Here is a 15445-nt window from a genome sequence, read left to right as displayed (position 1 = left end):
TGGTTGACAATATCAGGAGGAATATAGAAATGAATCAACGTGGAATTAAGTCAGAAAGAGAAACCATTTATTTTGTTATTGCCATTGTCTTTAGCATCATGGTGTATATCGGAGCTGCCATCTCCATTGTCGGAATCGGCATCGCACTTGCGGTTTTAATGGTTGTTTTATTTATGAACGCACTCATGCTTGGATCGATCCGTGGAAACGGCGTCCGGGTCAGCGAGCGTCAGTTCCCGGACGTCTATGAACGGGCTGTTGCGTTATCAAAGGTGATGGGGCTGAAGAACACACCTGATTTCTTTGTCGTTCAAAGTGAAGGTGCGCTCAATGCTTTTGCGACGCGATTCTTCGGTCGCAACATGATTGTGGTGTATTCAGAAGTGTTTGAACTTGCCAGACAGAATGGTTCAGAGGAGCTTGATTTCATTATTGCACACGAGCTTTCTCATATTAAAAGAAACCACATATGGAAAAACATCCTGACCATGCCTGCCCAGTTCATCCCGTTTCTCGCACAGGCCTACAGCCGTTCATGTGAGTACACATGTGACCGCGAAGCTGCTTACTACACACAGAATGCGGACGCAGCGAAACGTGCATTGACACTGCTTGGCGTGGGAAAAGTGATGTATCGTGAAGTGAATGAGGATGCTTACCTTGAACAGATCGAATCAGAATCCCACGGAGCGGTCTGGATCAGTGAGATCTTATCCACTCATCCGAATTTACCGAAACGCATTTATTCAGTTGAGCGTTTTATGAATCCTAATTCAATGTATGCCTATACACAAAAGCCGGGACGTATTGCGCTGGGTGCCGGATTGTTAGTTGGTGGAGCAACAGGCGCCTATATTGCCGTTCTGGTTAGTATCACGCTTGCTGGTGTGGTGTTCGGGTCCTTGATCCCGGATGAACTCGCAGCATCTGAGGACGCACTTTTTGAAGACAGTAATTTTGATTATGCAACAACACCGTTAATCGATGCCGTCAATTCAGGTGATAGTGAGGCTGTTTCAACTTTGATTAATGAAGGCGCGAGCTTAGAAGAAGGAGATTCTGAAGGTACTACGCCGTTATTATATACTGCGTATAATTCCGATCTCAAAATGATGGAAATGCTGCTGAATGAAGGCGCAGATCCTAACACAATCGACATCAGCACAACACCACTGATGCAGGCTGTTTTCTATGATGATAAAGAAATGGCTGCACTCTTATATGAATATGGCGCAGACCCTGAAATGGCCGACCCATACGGTGACACCCCAATTAATTATCTTGGATTGGACAGTGTGGAAGAGTTTGAGATGTGGATGATGCAATAATGGATTGAGAAAGCACCGGGTGGGGGCCCGGTGCTTTTAATTTTGAAAAAAAGTTCATCCCTATTCAGTTACTCCTCAAGTTCATCTTCAAACGCCTGAGGTAATGTCGTAACATAACTACCACTCATATAGCTTCCACCACTTGCTTCTATTACACTTGTTATATTTCCATCCTGATCAAATGCCTGCCATTCATAAAGAAAAGAATGAGTTGAGGGAAGGATTCCTGCATCCGCTCCAAGCTCACTTGAAATATCTGCAAAAGTTCTCCATTTGTCAGACAGCATGGTTATGCCGTAACTCGTATCTCCAACCTCTATAAGTTCAACGATTTCAGTTTCCGGATAATAAATTTCCTGCTGTTCCATGCCATCTAGAGAATAGAACAAATAATTCCGATCAAATTTCATTGATAAACTCCAATGATTCACGCCGTTTTCAGGACGCACATTCCAATAAACATACTCCTCGCCTGAGTCAGTTTTTAATAAACTGAGTCCCTCAGTAGTTCCATCTCCAACGTTTTGCCAGTCCCCATTCGTCCAAACCCAAATGCTGGTCCCATAAGACTGGTTTCCGGTTGTATAAGGAACGAAATAAGTTCGATCATCCACCTTCATTACATTCTGAATGGTGCGATCCTGCTCTACTAATGAGAAATTCTTAAGCAACTCCTCTTCTGTCAGAAAATCATCTGGAACCATCTGTTCATAAACAAAATACGCTGAAATCGCCAGCACGACGGAAAAGATCCCTGCAAAAAGATACGGTTTTCTCACGATTCAGCCTCTCCCTTCATCAGAAAATCAGCTTCATCAGAGTGGAAGTAAAACTGCTGCTCTTTTGTTGTCACAAGAATTCCTTTCCCATCTGTTTCGATATGTATCAGGTAATGCTCATTTTGTTTACCTTTCGTCTTAACAAGTAGATAAGGGAAACGCTCATTTTCTTCCTGCTCAGTTTGTTCATTCGTATTCCAGTCACCCGATGTTTCGTACCATTCCATCACATTAGATGAAACCAGATCAAAGTTTGATATAGATCTCTCAAGCTTATCCTGATCAAGTGTTGCTGCCTCGCCCGTTGGATGCGACACAATCAGCTCTGCGGCAGATACATCTGATAAATAGGTCTTCAGCTGATCCTCAGGATATAGCAGACTGGACAACAGAATCGTGATGACGGACACTCCAAGAAATAAAAAATTGCTAAAAAATCCAGCCCAGGCATATTTGCGATAATTCTCCCAGCGGTTGCGATTATTCAAAACAGCGTAAGCAATCCATACACCCAGCGGCAGAATTGAGACCTTGACCAGCTCATCCCAAACATGAAAATTGAACGAAAATGAAAATAACCCAACCCAGAATATAATGATCAGTTTAAGAATTTTTGGTCTCTCTTCCTCGACCTGATTAACGTATATTTTGCGAATAACAAAACCGATTATCACCCATGTAAAACTCGTCAAAATGAATGAAATGAGACTGAAATCCATATCCAATGTAAAATTCACTTCATACTCCTCCAACAATGTAATTATATTTACAATATCACGTTAAAATCCCAATTAAAACCTGAAAAAATAAAAACGACCCTCTCAGATCGTTTCAGCATGGTCTCTATCACATTCAATTGGATTTTTATCATCTTGTGCAAAATCTTCAGCTATTTCAGTCTTAATCGGAGCCCGTTTTTATTTGGAATCATTCATGTCTATCATTTGGATGCTCAATTCTTCTGTATAAGCCGGCTCCGTATAAACAAACCGGAAATAACCGACAACACAGACAGCGGATACAATCAGGAGCATCACCAACGCCTTCAACCAGATTTTCATCAGAGACCTCCTCTCAAAATTACATCTTATTCCTTATTCCATCAGGCAACTTTTTCAACCCTCCACCCTGATGTTGAGTTTTTGTGTTTCTTTTGAAGCTGATCAAGCTTCTCTTTTCTCGTTTTCGTTTTTCTGACGTGCGTGCTGATTCCGGCAGTACCACGTTTCATTTCCACATCAAATGCTCCATTACGTCTGGCATGAAGCCGTTTCTTTTTAGCTTTACTTGTACTCATATGGTCATCCTCCTTTTATTATGATCTATTATACCAAATACAGGGATTTAATGGTACAGCCTCAAACCAAAAGCTGACCCCATTTTTTGGAGTCAGCCAGGTTGATTAAACCGGTATTTTCTGTTCTTCCTCATGTACAACCGAAACGATGACATTCCCTGCCTTCTGATCGGCATCGACATAGCGGTGGGCTGCAACAATTTCCTCCATTGGGTAAATTGAATCGATGACCGCTCTCAGGTTACCCGCTTCAAACATCTGATTCAGCAGGGTCAGGTCTTCTTTAAACTCTGTTGCTACACCCTGTCCGGCTACCGTGCTGAATAACCCCTGCTCATTAAGGTGTTGTCGGGCTGACTGCTTATTGATCTTCCCTGAGGCATCAAACACAGCATCATAGGTCGTCAGTTCGCTGTCATACCCCTCTTTTGTATAATCAATGACTGCATCTGCACCAAGGCTTTTTACGAGCTCTACATTACGTCCACTGCAAACACCCGTCACGTGGGCACCATAATATTTAGCGATCTGAACTGCCATAGAGCCAACCGCTCCGGAAGCCCCGTAAATCAACACCGTATTCGCCTGTTCAATTTTCACCCTTCGTAAAAAATGCAGAGCCGTTGTTCCGCCAAATGGCAGACTGGCCGCTTCAGTAAAGCTTGCGTTCAGAGGCATGAGCTGCACACATTTATGCTCCTTAATACACGCATATTCCGCATATCCGCCAAATCGCATTCCAGTCAGCCCGTATACACGATCCCCAACCTTAAAATGCTGTACGCGACTGCCCGTTTCCACGACTTCACCTGCTACTACAACGCCCAAGACAGGTTTCCTTGGCGCTTTAAACCCGAGCGCAATCCTCATCGGAAACTTTCCGGCTGCCGGTACATCAAGCGCACGAACGCGACGATCTCCTGACTGAACAGCTGATGCATGAACTTTGATTAAAAGGTCAAACTCCTTCGGTACAGGCTTTTCAATCTCCTGAAGTTTCAACACATCCGGCGGGCCATATGCGGTACAAATCACTGCTTTCATCGTGTACCTCCTCGCAAAGCTTTATTTTGTTAAATAGGTAATACGACGCACCGCGGGCATAATCCTGCAAAAATTCGACAGTTTTTTCGAGATGATTCGAAACCATCTATTTCGAACATACGTAAAAAAGATAAGAGAACATGGAGGCAGGAGGCATAGATAATGGCAGGGGCAATTGTTAATTTTATCGTAATGATTCCACTTTTAACGATGGCAATCGTATTATCAAAAGGCAAAGGCGCATTTTTAATTGCAGGGTATAACACCATGCCTAAAAGCGAAAAAGCACAGTATGACGAAACCGCTATCTGCAAATTTATGGGGAGGGTTCTGTACGTAATAAGCTTCAGCGTTTTCCTGATGGGTTTGAGTGAGCTGATCGAACAACAAACTCTTCTTATCATTGGCCTGGCGCTGCTTTTCAGTACCATCATCTTCACCCTGGTTTACTCAAATACCGGTGATCGATTTAAGAAGAATCTTTCCTGAATAAAAAAACAGGTGAGCGGATCACCTGTTTTTTTATTTTAAAAATGTTTCCAGCATCTCGAGTGATTTTTGTGCATCCTGAGAATGATCGTGAAACGCAACATGACCATCCGGACGGATCAGTAATGCATTGCCTTTATCCATGCCAAGGTTACGTTCAATATTCCGGTGCACATCATAAATGATCGGTAACCGGTCTTCCTCTATCTGAACGGTTCCTCCTCTGGCAACGAGAAATACTTTGATCAGGCCCGGATAAAATTCACTGAACAATTTCGACAGTGAATGTGCGTAATGAATGAGCTTTTCATCATAGCAGTCAATATAGATCAGGCAGACAAATCCATGTTTGTGAATAAACTGATACAGCCTCGCAGATGACTTCCCTTCAAAAAACAGCTTCTGATCAGGAACGCGCTGCCCCGGCTGAACGGCTTTTCTGGATAACCCTGTGTTTTTCATCAGTTTATTGCGTTTCACTTTATGGTATTCATGATGAATGTGAGACAGGTAATTCGCAATTCGCGGCTGCACCCAGCTTTGACTAAGCGCTGCTTTTCCTGACCAGTTGCGTACCAAACCAACCGGACCCTTTAAATCAATGGCTTTCAGCTCACGTGTCGTATCCCGGATGACGCCCTGTGCAATCGGATAGCGTTCGTCGTTATAACTGTCCAAAAATGACTCATCTGTCAAACCTCTCAAAACCGTATCGATCTTCCAGCAAAGGTTAGAGGCATCCTCAAGACCAAGATTCATCCCCTGACCACCAAGCGGATTATTAATATGGGCCGCGTCACCAAGGAAAAACACATTGCCAATCCGGTAACGCCGGACCTGCCGATGAGCAGTACCGAATGAGGACAAATATCTCGGCTTTTCCACGCGGTAAGGAACTTCAAGAATCCGGTCCAGACTTTCCTGCAGCTCCTCAAGCTTCAGCTCTTTTTTATAAGGGGGACCCTGTTTCGCACGGTCCATTCCCACAACGCGATAGCTTCCGTCTTTATAAGGAAAAACCGCGACTGCTCCACGGTCATTCAGGTGCATGTTAATGTATATTTCATTTAAGCCGGGGATCTCAACGTCCGCGGTGAAAAAGGTGTAACCTTCATCCTCTCCGACAAAGTCAATGCCGAGAAGGTCGCGAACCCTGCTGTGTGCGCCGTCACAGGCGAGTGCATACTTTGCAGCATATTGCTTCTGCCTTCCATTATGGCTGACCGTAACCAGAATGCCGTCACGGCTCTGGCTCATGTCAACAACTTCATGCTCCATCTGAATCGAACCGCCTGATTTCTCCAGATGCTCTATGAAAAGCGCTTCGATCTCGTTTTGAGGAAGAATAAATAAATATGGGTAACGGCTTTTGATATGAAATAACTCAACGTAAGATGGCTTCTCTCCAGCTAAATGAAGCTTCGCCCCCGGGCCAGGATACCCCTCTTTAAGAAACTGTTTATGAATTCCGAGAAACTCAAGCAGTTCTAACGTTCTTGCCTGAATCCCAAGCGCCTTTGACAGCTTTGTCGGACCCGGTCTTTTTTCAAGACATACAAAATCAACATTTCGTTTTTGCAGTTCATTGGCCGCCATCAGACCAGCGGGGCCGGCACCAATGATAAGGACATCTGTTTCAATAATAGAAGTCATGAGGGTGCTCCTTTCCGTGATATGGATATTGAGCCTGTTGTAATAAATTATATAAACAATTGCGGGGTATGGCTAGGAACAGTGCTGAAATTCATTGTGGATATTGATGGGTTTAAGGTACGATACCCGTATTTGAGGAGAACAATCAGGCTGGATGAGGTTTTTTTGGATTTTGGATGAATTTGATGCGGGATTGTAGTGGCGGATTGCTGGCTGGGATTTGTACCGTTTGCGAGGAGCAGATACGACTGCCTGGATTTGTATCGTTTGCGGGGGAGCGGGTGCGACTGCTTGGATTTGTATCGTTTGCGGGGGAGCGGGTGCGACTGCTTGGATTTGTATCGTTTGCGGAAGTTTATGTACTGTTCCAGATTTTTTATGTACTGTTTCCCTTTATATATTCATCGTTTCAAAAATTAATTGTATCGCAGACCCTTCCAAGCACTCTATTTGTCGTGTTCCGCAAACTAAATGTACTGTTTCAATTCAAAATTGTACTGTTCCACAAAATAATTGTAACGCTACTTTTTGACGCGACGCCATACGATCTGACATCAATCAGCCTGCATCCGCGGCAAACAAAATCACTTTTCCCCATATAAAAAAAGAGTGAGGCATCCCCACTCTTATTTCTCCAGCGCTGTACGCTCGCCTGAAGATGCTTTCACTTTAGACTGAACAGCTGCTTCTTTTTTAGCAGAGTTCAGATACGTGTAAAGCACTCCAACGAAAAAGGCACCACCGACAATATTCCCAAGCGTCACGATCACCACATTTTCAATCGCAGCCTGCATCGTGACAAGCGCTGTATGCGGAGCCGTTAATGCAATAGAAAACAGTGCCATGTTGGCAATGCTATGCTCATAGCCTGAAATGAAAAACGTAAATACAAACAGAATCATCAGTGCAATTTTTGCGATATCATCCTTTACCTGAAGCGGAATCCAGACAGCCAGACACACAAGCCAGTTTGCTAAAATAGCTCTGAAAAACATTTCGGAATAAGGAAGATTCATCTTCTTTTCAGCGGCTGTAATCAGATACGATTCAGACGGATCCATTGTGGCAAACAAACCGGTCATGATAATAAGACCAGTGAAAAATAAAATGCCAACCAGATTTCCAAGATAACATGCACCCCAAACGCGCAGCGTATCCATCCAGTTTGTCGTTTTCTTCATCGCACCAACGACCATGTACATTGTATTAGATGTAAACAGCTCTGTTTTCCCATATAAAATGAGACAGAACGCGACACCAAAGAAAATCGCATTGATAAAATATGTCGCCGGAGATCCAGCTTCATAAAAAGGCTGTGCAAGGCGGAATGCCATCACAACCGCCATTCCTACATACATACCCGCAAGCATCGCACGCACGATATAATGATTCGGCTGCTCTCTCAGTAAATCGCGTTTCATCGCCGCCGCGCCCAATAACTTATCTATCGTAGAGGTTTCCATCCTTCACCATCCTGAAATCCATGTAAATTTTTGTGATTCAATTCACATATAAGTGTAGGATGGTAAGCGCTCACAGTACAATAGGGTTTATTATTGTCGGAGTAGTAAGTTAATTCAGGCATGAAAGAACGTTTATTTTAGTTCACTTAAAATAGGTATTATCCATTGGGGTGAATTCTCTTTAAAATAAATTAATTCTCCATTTTCTATCTCAGCAATAATTTGAGCATTAAAATCTGTATTATCTACAAGGTATATACTATCTACCAAATGAATGCATTTCAAAAGGTTCTTTATAGATCTGTCTTTCCTTCTTAGTACATCCTCCGTAGGTATATGATGTCCTCCATTTCTTACACGCAATGCAATTCGATCAATATTAATTTCTATATTTTCAATTCCAAGATAGTACATGATTATTTCATAACCAGCTTTTTTAGCTTGTTCCATTTGCCTAAGTGGAAGATTTCCGGACAGAGTCGTTTCGATAGAAAAATCCTGACTTCTAATTATTTGCTCTTGAACTAATTTTATGGAGTCTCTACCTGCTTTTAGTTCCGGATTAGCAGTGTATTTTCTTGCTAATGCATCTGGATCAATATTTAGTAGAATTCCGTGTTTTTCAGTTATTATGCTTCTAAAAGTACTTTTACCACTTCCATTATTCCCAGCAAATACAATCATGGTTGGGTTAAAATCAACTGATCCCATTACACTATTCCTTCAACTCAATTTTTCCATCTGGATATTCTCTTACAATCTTACCTTTACTATTCCTGTAAACGATATAAGAGTCAAATGTCTTTGCATCAATTTTTGCTCTTTCACCAGTCATACTCGCCAACTTTATTAAAAGCTCTCGCTCAAGTTTCGCCATAGTGAACCTCCTCATATATTTATAATATTTATTTTATCTGTAAAAGGTCATTACGTAAAATTCCATTTATTTTGTTACAATCTTCACCTCATCCACCACCCGCTCAGCCGATCTCAGCGCACCTTCCAGATGTCCACCGAATTCTGATGATGTTTCCGTTCCTGCGAAGAAGAGCTTGTTTTCCCATTCACCCTCTGCTTTTAGCGGGCCATATGGTGGAAACTCAGTCAGAGGAATGACATCTTTTTCTGTTGAGGAATATTTTTCGAGTGACCAGTCCTGATAAAGTAAATGACTTGGCTCTACTGCATGTTCACCAAATAAACGCACAAGCTGTTCTTTTACAAGGGTGAGGAGTCTCTCTTCCCCAAGCTCATAACGCTGATGTGCGGGCAGACCAAAAAAGCCAAAGATTGCACCTTTCTCACCTGAATACGGAGAAGCATCATGAATCTCCTGCATGGGGCCGGCCCAGCTCACCCCGTGTCCCGACAACCCGTGCTCACGCCAGAACGGACGATCATAGACAGCGATCACCTTTGCCTGGCCGCCCATCCATGTTGCCTGACTGTTTAACTGATGCCTCAGGTCGGCAGGGATATCTGGCGTGAAGGTAATCCGATTTAAAGCAAGACGTGGCGGGATCGCCATAATGACGGCACTTGCCCGGTACTCTTTTTCCGCACCATCAGCGGATAGAGCCCTCACTTTTACAGCATCCCCTTCACCACAGATTTCCGATACCCGTGTTCCAAGTTCGATGATGTCTGGTGGAATCGTTTCTGAAACAGCGTATATCAACGTCTTCACACCACCAGCGAAACAAACGGAACGCTCTATTGCGTGGGCAGGAAGCTCATGATACTGAACCGGTTCATGAACAGAAGTTTCAAACACCATTGCTCCTTTTGCATGCTGATCAAATGTTTTTAAACCAAGCTCATTTACAAGCCCGGCGATCATCGATTCATGATTCGGCCAAAACCAGGTCGGCCCAAGATCAAAAGAGTCACCATCTACTTCTTCCGTAAGCACCCTTCCCCCAACGCGATCGCGCGCCTCAAGCACCACGCAGTCGATCCCTTCCTTTAAAAGCAAAGACGCCGTGCGCAATCCGCTCAATCCGGCACCTATAATCATGACTGGATGTTTCAATGCAGACACTCCTATCCTAAAAGAAAGAACAGGGGGACGGTTCCCCTGTTCGTTTTTTATTCAAAACATAGTTTCATTTTATAGGATGTCGTGTGCCAATTCGATTATTTGGCTCTATATGTACGTTTAAAAATCAATATAAAATGGATGTTTGCTTTCATCTAGACAATATTCGATACGCTTTCTGAAATTTTTATAATCCACCATTTCCAGCGCCTTTTCAACAGGAAAAAACCCAGTTTCCAGACTTTCCGGTGACGTTGTCAGCTGTCCACCAACCGGTCTTGCTAAGAATAGTGTATTACAAACAGAGCGCGTTACATTCTGAAACACACCGCAAAACTTCGTAATCTCCACTTCGATTCCCGACTCTTCAAATGTCTCCCGGATCGCCGCCGCTTCAAGCGACTCCCCTTCCTCAACCTGACCGCCTGGCATCTCCCATCCTCTTCTTGGTCCTTTGATAAGAAGTAATTCATTTCTCTCGTTTAACACAATGGTTGCTGCCGATACAATATGTTTTGGTGGTGTGTACGTCATCCTCTCAACCTCTATTCATCATTAGTTTTGTTGTGGAGTAGACGTTTTTCAGAAAAATAAGTTACAGAAGATGTAAAAAATATTGGAATTGATCCGTTTTTTCATCACTTCCTTCTCAAACTCACGGGTGTTCAGCAAATAACTCAAAATTCTCTTTCACTCATCTAATCCCTCTTCACAGAAGTCGAAAAGGTCAGTTGTATGGTTTCACTTCTACCGTTCCAATCCAGCACCAATTCAATGGGTTTTGTGACATAGTCATCCTTATTTTTCTTTTGGTCAATCAGTTTCGAAAGCTTAGTTTGATTTAATTCGATGGTCATATCACCTGAATGTTTTAAGACAAATTCATCGGCGATTTCTGAATCTTTGATTTGCATCGCAACCTCAGATTCAGGAGTTTCTTCTTTATAATTTAATCGGAGGTAGTCTTCAGGACGATCTCCTTCACTTGTATCAACAAATTCAATCGTGGCATCCCAGCTTTCACTTTCCCCTTCAAATAAAAGAACAGTATAACTCTCTGGATCTCCAATCGTACACCCGCTTAATAATACACAGGTGAATAATACTGAAAGCAGCTTTAATTTCATTGTAAAACCCATCCCCTGAAAATAATTCTTATAAATAAAAGATGATTTTATTGTATCTGCAGATTGGACTCGCTCTATCTGACCGATTCTTTTTGGACTTGTGTCAGACTAAAGCAAATCCGATTATTGAAATATTAATATTTCATATTCAATCTAAAGATGGTCGCTCCTAAAAAGAAATTCGCCAGCAGAAGAATGGTAATCAGACCAGTCCTGAAGTCCTCGAAGGTCAGGTCCACTGTTCTGTTTGCTACAAACAAAATTAAGATCCCTGCAAGGCAGAAAAAGTATGTAAATTGGTAAGCCGTGCTGGTGATTTTCTGTCCCCGTTCATCTTTTTCCCTGCCTGAAAACACGATGGCATACATCGTTGGAATGATGGATGCAAACACAAGAAGGGTTAAATATTGTTCTTGAATCTGACTAAAAATCGTTGAAACCTCACTCATTTTTCTTCCTCCAATTCTGAATAACTGAATATGTCCTGAATGTCTACTTCAAATAAATTCGCCAGCTTAAACGCTAAAATCAAAGACGGGTTATACTTATTCGCTTCGATTGAAATGATTGTCTGGCGGCTAACACCCACAATCGTTGCCACATCTTTCTGCGACAGTCTTTTTTGAGCCCTGAGAACATACAGTTGATTACTTAATTGCCCTTGGTGTTTCACCATTTTTTTCACCTCTTACTATAAAAGTAAAATATTCCAAACCAAAAGTAAAGTATTTTTTACATAAAGTTATAAATACTTTACTACTTTACGATCAAAACTCTTTATATTCAATAAAAAAACAGCTCTTATGACCCGAGCTGTTTTTGTTTATCTATTGATTAATTTTCCTGCTATTTCAAATACTCCTCCAACCGATCCATCTGCGAACTGAATCCTTCAACCATTCCCATTTCGCTCAACTTCTCAAGGGATTCAACGGAATCAAAGAATGTTGTGGTTACAAGTTTTGTGCCACCTTCAACCGGTACAAACGCCACTTCGATATCCATCCCCGGCATATCCGGATTCACATTGCCTGCTTCATCAGAAAACATATCTTCATATAAGAAACGTTCAGGTGCCTGGATCTCCTTGAATTTTGCCAATCCCCATGACTCCATGCCGTAAAAATCCCCCTGGTTCTTATCTTCGCACGTCATGCAGTAGTGCCAGAAGCCACCCTCTTCAAATTCAAACCGTTTATTCACTGTTTTCCAACCCTTTGGACCCCACCACGCCTCCAGCTGATCTGAGTTTGAAAAAGCCTGAAACAGTCTTTCCTGTGAAACGGAAAATGTTTTTTCGATAATTAATTTAGTCCCCTCTGTTTGAACGTTCATCATTCTTCCTCCTCTTTTAAGTATGCATCCAGCCGGTCAAGCTGGTCCTCCCACCGTTGAATGTACGACGACAGCCAATTCTGCAAAACGATAAATCCATCCTTCTCTAAATGGTAAATCCGTTTGTTCGCAACGGCCTGAACGCGAACCAGTCCCGCCTGATGCAAAACCTTCAAATGCTTGGAGGTCTGAGGCTGAAGGTAGCCAAGAGAATCAGCAATCTCACCAACCGTCCTGGCCCCTCCCTGCAAAAGCTTCAACATCTCAAAACGCTTCTCATCCGCAACTGCATGGAACACCCTCATATACTTCGCATCCGACATCAACATCACCTTCTTAATGTTAAATATAACTCTATTAGAATATTCGTCAATAAGAATATTTAAAGGTGGAGATAAGGGACAGAGCCCAAACTCTACGGTAGAGTTTGGTTCTGTCCCTTTTACTACAGTTCTATTCACCCTGACTAAGCATTTGTTCAGCCATTTCTTTCATTTCAGGAATTCCAGAAACAATTGCGTATTCTGCTACGGTCAGCGGGCTGGCTGCGAGAAGTTCTTTGATGTGCTCCTTCATCTTTGACCAGGTGATGCCTCCTGCATTGTCATAGGCGTTAATGAGTTTGTCCAATCCCTTTTCGCCAAAAATCTGATAGTGTGCTGTGAAGTCGATTGAAACATCATCAACAGCCATTTCTGTCCAGTCAATTAAACCGGTTACGGCATGCTGCGCATTTATTAAAATATGACCGGGATGCAGATCGCCGTGTCTTAAGCCAGTATGGCTTGGCCAAAGTTTTTCATTCGACAGCCATGCTTGCCAGCGTTCCCATAAAGAAGGATGGATTTCGAACTGTTCATTTATCTTATCCATTCTGATCTTCATGGAACTTCTCAGATCCTGCGCTTGAATGATTGGCACCCCGGTTTGCTTAAACATGCGTACATCCGCTGAATGTAAGTCCGCCATGACTCTTCCAAGAGACTCGTAAAAAATCTCCGGTGGATTCTGCTCATCGAGTTCCCATACATAAGCCTGCTTTTCCATATCAATTGTTGCGGCCGGCACACCATCAAGCTGTTTATATGCAATCAGATGATCTGTAAAAATTGACCACTTAGGAACCTGAAAACTCACTAATCCTGATAAAGTATCCAATCCCAACTTTTCCTTCCCTGCATGCCTCATCGACTCCTTTCGCCGCGGCATTCTCAAAATCCACTTTTCACCTGACTGATCAACTCCCGAAGCTACCCTGAAATCCACACCCGACTCATTGATTTTAAGACCTTCTTCAGAAATAACCAGTCCTTCTTTTTTCGCTGAATTTATCACTTCAATTGGATTCATGTTTGCTCCTCCTCTTGTTATTACCTTAGAGTTTGTAGAGTTTGGGGTCTGTCCCTAAACTCTACCCTTTTGTCTGCACTAACTTCTTTTCCTTTATTTCATAGACCACATCCGCTGTCTTCTTGATGAATTCGCGGTCGTGGCTGACGAGCAGGACGGTGCCTTCGTAATATTTCAGGAAGGCTTCGAGTGCCTGAATGCTGCTGAGATCCAGGAAGTTGGTTGGTTCGTCCAGAATCAAGATGTTGTAGGAACCAAGAAACAGTTCACAAAGCTTGAGTCTGATGGATTCACCGCCACTCAGTTCACCGACTTTTTTGATGAGGTCATTTCCTGTGAACTTCATTTCGTGTAAGACAGCACGTATTTTCGCTTCATCATACGCACTGTTCCTTTTCATCAGTTCAAGCACGGTTTTATTCCCGTCCAGCTGATAACCAAGCTGCTGGTACACACCAAACACAGCTTTTGGCGAAACCGTCAATCCATTTCCTCGCTTTAAAATATAGTGAAGCAGTGTTGATTTCCCGCAACCATTTGTTCCATTTATGGCGATCGTTTTACCTAAAGGAAATTGAAAGCTCGTTTCATCCAGCAGCAGTTTATCACCTGCTTTCAGTGTTACCCTGTCTGCCATAATAGGGAATCGGTTGTGAAGCTGGATGGTTTCTGACTGCGGAAAATGAACCGCCTTTTCCTCCTGAACCGCTTTAACCTGTTCAAGCTGCTCCACTCTTTTCTCCAATGCTTTCGCTGCCTTTTCAACAGATTTTTGACTCGTATCTTTTTGCTTGGTCATGAACATCCGATTCGCTTTTGCACGGGCCTGCCGTTTAGACATCGACTCGTTTGCCTGATTGATCTTACTGGCTTTCTTCATCTTCTCCTCAGCAGCTGCAAGCAATCTTTGCTTTTCTTTCAAATACCGTTCATGCTGCTCCTGCTGCCGGGATTGCTCAAGCTTTTTTGTCATCTGATAGTCAGAATAATTCCCCGTGTACTCCTTAACACGACCATTCTGAACCTCCCAGATTTTTGTCACGAGCCGATCCAGTACATAGCGATCGTGACTGACGAGCACGAGCGCACCGTAATAATAAGTCAGCTCTTCAACAAGAAAATCAACCCCCGCCGCATCTAAATGAGTGGTTGGTTCATCAATCAGCAATCCTTCATAATAATCCGTGAACAGCTGTGCAAGCTTCAGCCTCGTCTGCTCACCCCCGCTCATCTGATGGGTCGAACGATCTGGAACATTAAGCTGCCCGAGCAGTTTATAATCCGGCTGATGATTTTGAGAAGGAGCTTCCTTTTGTTTGAAATAGCCGAATTCAATCTGTCTATTAATCGTTCCTTTTTCCGGCATGATCTCTCCATTGATCACTTTTAACAGCGTACTTTTACCACTGCCGTTAGTCCCGACAATACCAATCCGGTCAAACTGATGAATACGCAACTGATCCACATTCAAAACCGTTTTATCTGAATACGAGACTTCAATATCATTTAATTCGAGAACAAGACGTTCCATGATAACACTTC

The 15445-nt window shown here is 42.9% G+C and carries 21 protein-coding genes; 3 read left to right on the top strand and 18 right to left on the bottom strand.

Annotated elements, in window-relative coordinates; all coding sequences use genetic code 11:
- Positions 1-29: 29 nt before the first annotated feature.
- Positions 30-1328 carry a M48 family metallopeptidase gene (locus H7968_RS15835; RefSeq protein WP_227397054.1) on the top strand — a complete coding sequence of 433 codons (1299 nt, stop codon included), beginning with the start codon at positions 30-32 and terminating at the stop codon, positions 1326-1328.
- A 68-nt stretch (positions 1329-1396) separates the two neighbouring features.
- Here the strand turns inward: H7968_RS15835 and H7968_RS15830 are convergent, their stop codons facing one another.
- The 5 genes from H7968_RS15830 to H7968_RS15810 form a co-directional block, all read right to left on the bottom strand.
- Complete coding sequence (locus H7968_RS15830; protein WP_227397053.1) at positions 1397-2107, bottom strand: hypothetical protein; 711 nt, start codon at positions 2105-2107, stop codon at positions 1397-1399.
- Positions 2104-2844 (bottom strand): hypothetical protein, encoded by a 741-nt coding sequence (locus H7968_RS15825; RefSeq protein ID WP_227397052.1) that lies wholly within the window; start codon positions 2842-2844, stop codon positions 2104-2106. Before H7968_RS15825 ends, H7968_RS15830 begins: the two co-directional genes overlap by 4 nt.
- Positions 2845-3024: 180 nt before the next feature.
- Positions 3025-3168: a hypothetical protein gene (locus tag H7968_RS15820; protein ID WP_227397051.1), complete on the bottom strand. Its 144-nt coding sequence runs from the start codon at positions 3166-3168 to the stop codon at positions 3025-3027.
- 41 nt (positions 3169-3209) lie between these two features.
- The gene (locus tag H7968_RS15815) at positions 3210-3404 is read right to left on the bottom strand and encodes a hypothetical protein (RefSeq protein WP_227397050.1); all 195 of its coding nucleotides are present in this window, start codon (positions 3402-3404) and stop codon (positions 3210-3212) included.
- 105 nt (positions 3405-3509) lie between these two features.
- Positions 3510-4448 (bottom strand): NAD(P)-dependent alcohol dehydrogenase, encoded by a 939-nt coding sequence (locus H7968_RS15810; RefSeq protein WP_227397049.1) that lies wholly within the window; start codon positions 4446-4448, stop codon positions 3510-3512.
- Positions 4449-4610: 162 nt separating this feature from the next.
- Between H7968_RS15810 and H7968_RS15805 the strand changes: the two genes are divergently transcribed.
- Complete coding sequence (locus H7968_RS15805; RefSeq protein WP_227397048.1) at positions 4611-4937, top strand: DUF3784 domain-containing protein; 327 nt, start codon at positions 4611-4613, stop codon at positions 4935-4937.
- A gap of 33 nt (positions 4938-4970) precedes the next feature.
- On the opposite strand, the gene H7968_RS15800 is transcribed toward H7968_RS15805, so the two are convergent.
- On the bottom strand, positions 4971-6590 hold the full coding sequence (locus H7968_RS15800) for an FAD-dependent monooxygenase (protein ID WP_227397047.1): 1620 nt from the start codon (positions 6588-6590) through the stop codon (positions 4971-4973).
- 185 nt (positions 6591-6775) lie between these two features.
- Between H7968_RS15800 and H7968_RS15795 the strand changes: the two genes are divergently transcribed.
- Positions 6776-7192 (top strand): hypothetical protein, encoded by a 417-nt coding sequence (locus H7968_RS15795; RefSeq protein ID WP_227397046.1) that lies wholly within the window; start codon positions 6776-6778, stop codon positions 7190-7192.
- A 24-nt stretch (positions 7193-7216) separates the two neighbouring features.
- Here the strand turns inward: H7968_RS15795 and H7968_RS15790 are convergent, their stop codons facing one another.
- The 12 genes from H7968_RS15790 to H7968_RS15735 all read right to left on the bottom strand — a co-directional run bounded on the left by H7968_RS15790 (position 7217) and on the right by H7968_RS15735 (position 15434).
- Positions 7217-8053, bottom strand: coding sequence for a formate/nitrite transporter family protein (locus H7968_RS15790; RefSeq protein WP_227397045.1), 837 nt, complete (start codon positions 8051-8053; stop codon positions 7217-7219).
- Positions 8054-8185: 132 nt separating this feature from the next.
- Positions 8186-8764 carry a zeta toxin family protein gene (locus H7968_RS15785; RefSeq protein ID WP_227397044.1) on the bottom strand — a complete coding sequence of 193 codons (579 nt, stop codon included), beginning with the start codon at positions 8762-8764 and terminating at the stop codon, positions 8186-8188.
- A gap of 4 nt (positions 8765-8768) precedes the next feature.
- Positions 8769-8930, bottom strand: coding sequence for a hypothetical protein (locus H7968_RS15780; RefSeq protein ID WP_227397043.1), 162 nt, complete (start codon positions 8928-8930; stop codon positions 8769-8771).
- A gap of 66 nt (positions 8931-8996) precedes the next feature.
- Positions 8997-10085 (bottom strand): flavin monoamine oxidase family protein, encoded by a 1089-nt coding sequence (locus H7968_RS15775; protein WP_227397042.1) that lies wholly within the window; start codon positions 10083-10085, stop codon positions 8997-8999.
- A 126-nt stretch (positions 10086-10211) separates the two neighbouring features.
- Positions 10212-10625 (bottom strand): NUDIX hydrolase, encoded by a 414-nt coding sequence (locus tag H7968_RS15770; RefSeq protein ID WP_227397041.1) that lies wholly within the window; start codon positions 10623-10625, stop codon positions 10212-10214.
- A gap of 164 nt (positions 10626-10789) precedes the next feature.
- Positions 10790-11218 carry a hypothetical protein gene (locus H7968_RS15765; RefSeq protein ID WP_227397040.1) on the bottom strand — a complete coding sequence of 143 codons (429 nt, stop codon included), beginning with the start codon at positions 11216-11218 and terminating at the stop codon, positions 10790-10792.
- A 134-nt stretch (positions 11219-11352) separates the two neighbouring features.
- Positions 11353-11667: a hypothetical protein gene (locus H7968_RS15760; protein WP_227397039.1), complete on the bottom strand. Its 315-nt coding sequence runs from the start codon at positions 11665-11667 to the stop codon at positions 11353-11355.
- Complete coding sequence (locus H7968_RS15755; RefSeq protein WP_227397038.1) at positions 11664-11894, bottom strand: helix-turn-helix transcriptional regulator; 231 nt, start codon at positions 11892-11894, stop codon at positions 11664-11666. Before H7968_RS15755 ends, H7968_RS15760 begins: the two co-directional genes overlap by 4 nt.
- Positions 11895-12064: 170 nt before the next feature.
- Complete coding sequence (locus H7968_RS15750; protein ID WP_227397037.1) at positions 12065-12553, bottom strand: SRPBCC family protein; 489 nt, start codon at positions 12551-12553, stop codon at positions 12065-12067.
- Positions 12553-12858, bottom strand: coding sequence for an ArsR/SmtB family transcription factor (locus H7968_RS15745; protein WP_406566423.1), 306 nt, complete (start codon positions 12856-12858; stop codon positions 12553-12555). The genes H7968_RS15750 and H7968_RS15745 overlap by 1 nt, the downstream gene beginning before the upstream one ends.
- A gap of 148 nt (positions 12859-13006) precedes the next feature.
- On the bottom strand, positions 13007-13903 hold the full coding sequence (locus H7968_RS15740; RefSeq protein ID WP_227397035.1) for a macrolide 2'-phosphotransferase: 897 nt from the start codon (positions 13901-13903) through the stop codon (positions 13007-13009).
- Between the two features lie 61 nt (positions 13904-13964).
- Entirely contained in the window at positions 13965-15434 is a 1470-nt protein-coding gene (locus H7968_RS15735; RefSeq protein WP_227397034.1) for an Msr family ABC-F type ribosomal protection protein, read from the bottom strand.
- Between the last annotated feature and the right edge of the window lie 11 nt (positions 15435-15445).

This window comes from Jeotgalibacillus aurantiacus, from assembly GCF_020595125.1.
GTDB lineage: Bacteria > Bacillota > Bacilli > Bacillales > Jeotgalibacillaceae > Jeotgalibacillus > Jeotgalibacillus aurantiacus.
Note: the sequence above shows the minus strand (reverse complement) of the source record. Positions and strands in the feature narration are given on the sequence as shown.